General features: G+C 68.9%; 1 protein-coding gene. It reads right to left on the bottom strand.

The features are described 5' to 3' along the window. The coding region (locus AMD30_RS24170) for a condensation domain-containing protein (protein WP_231632848.1) at positions 1–1,984 on the bottom strand (1,984 nt) is incomplete at its 3' end. Between the last annotated feature and the right edge of the window lie 291 nt (positions 1,985–2,275).

Raw genomic sequence — 2,275 nt, 5'->3', positions numbered from 1 at the left:
CACCACGCGACCAACCCTCGATGGCGGCGCGCTCGTCCGCGTCGACGAGGTCGATGTCGCCGACGATCACGTCCGGATCGGCGAGGCCTGCGTCGAGAACGTCGACGATCCTGGCGGCGACGCGTCGTGCCGTGCGCGCGTCGAACAGATCGGTCGCGTAGACGATCCGGCCGGCCAGCGATGCGAGGGCGCCACCGGAGTCTCGCTCGGCACTCATCCCGATCATCAGGTCGAATCGGGCCGCGGGCGGACCGGCATCGACGGGCGTGATCGTCAGACCCGGTGCCGACAACTCCCCCACGGACGTCTGTTCGAGAGTCAGCAACACCTGTGTCAGCGGCGCGAACGCCTCGCTGCGAGTGGGTGCGAGCGCCTCGACGAGGTACTCGAAGGGCACGTCCGCCGCGGCGAACGCGTCGAGATCGGTGTCCCGCACCAGCCGGACCATCTCACCGAAGGTCGCGGCGGGATCGACGGAGGTGCGCAGCACCAGGGTGTTGACGAACATCCCGATCAGGGCGTCGAGTTCGGCGCGGCCACGTCCGGCGACCGGCGAACCCACCGCGATGTCCGAGGTTCCCGACAACCGGGAGAGCACGACGGCGACCGATGCGTGCAACACCATGAACGCGGTCACGCCGTGGCTCCGGGCGAAGGCCTCGATCCTCGGCGCCAGGTCGTCGGGTAGGTCGAACGCGACCGACGCACCACGATGGGATGCCACCGGCGGCCGTGGACGGTCGGCCGGCAGTTCGAGGACCTCGGGCAGGTCGGCGAGCCGAGCCCGCCACCAGCGGGCCTGCCTGCCGAGTTCGGAGTCCGGATCGTCGACCGAGCCCAGGGCCCGCTGCTGCCACAGCGCGACATCGGCGTACTGCACGGACAGCGGAGGGCGGGCGGGCGCGACGCCGGCGACCCGAGATCGATAGGCGTGCAGGAAATCGTCGACGAGCGGCACCAGGGACTCACCGTCGGCGGCGATGTGGTGTACGACGACGACCAGCATCTGGTCGTCGGGACCACTCTCGCCTGGGTCGACGTCGGTGATCCCCGCCCGGATCGGCAGGTCACGGGTGACGTCGAACGGTTCCGCGGGCAAGGTGTCCACGCCCGCGTTGCGCCACCACTGATCGACGGTGATCTCCGACATCGGCGTGATGTCCTGCCACGGCCGGCCGTCGGCACTCTGCGGGTACCGCGTCCGAAGGACCTCGTGACGCTCGATGACATCGGCGAGCGCCGTCCGGAGGGCGACCACATCGACACGGCCACGCAGGCGCAGCGCGAATGGAATGTTGTAGGCCGATGACGTCGGGTCGAATTGGTTGATGAACCACATCCGCTGCTGCGCGGTCGACAACGGAGGACGCGCGGGACGTGGCATGGACCCGAGTTCCGTTGTCCCGCCGGAGGTGTCGACACCGGAGTGGCGGCGTTCCGCATCGACGTACGCGGCCATCGACCGCACCGTCGGCGCGTCGAACAGTTCGCGCACGCCGAAGCGGACACCGAAAGCGTGCGTGATGCGCGCGGCGACGCGAGTCGCGGACAGCGAGTGCCCGCCGATCTGGAAGAAACTGTCGGTGACCGAGACTGCTGCGGCGTCCTCATCGCGGCCGAGCACCTCGGCGACGATGGTCTGGATGGCGAGTTCGGTGTCGGTGTCGGGTTCGACCCGGGCGGCGGAGACGACATCCGGCGCGGGCAGCGCCTTGCGGTCGACCTTGCCCGCGGTGTTCAACGGCAACGCATCCAGCACGACGACGGTGTCGGGCACCATGTACGACGCGAGTCGCCGGGCCGCATGCTCGCGTACCCCGGGAACCGCGGACTCGTCCGGACCGGCGATGTAGGCGACCAGCCGGTCGTCGCGCACCACCACCGCCGCGGCGACGACGTCGTCGGCACCTGCGAGGACGGTTTCGATCTCCCCCAACTCGATCCGCTGCCCCCGCAACTTCACCTGAAAATCAACACGACCCACATACTCCAACTCCCCCACACCACTCCACCGCACCCGATCACCCGTCCGATACAACCGCACACCCACCCCACCAAACGGATCCGCCACAAACCGCTCCGCAGTCAAACCCGCCCGCGACGCATACCCCCGCGCCACCTGCACACCACCCAGATACAACTCACCCACCACACCCACCGGCACCGGCCGCAACCGCGAATCCAACACCCACACCGACACATTCGGTACCGCCCGACCAATCGGCACCACCACCTCACCACCCGAGACCACATACGACGTCACATCCACCGCAGC

Origin of the sequence: Gordonia sp. HS-NH1, assembly GCF_001418765.1 — a bacterium.
Classification (GTDB): Bacteria; Actinomycetota; Actinomycetes; order Mycobacteriales; family Mycobacteriaceae; genus Gordonia.
This window is presented reverse-complemented; position numbering and strand designations above follow the sequence as displayed.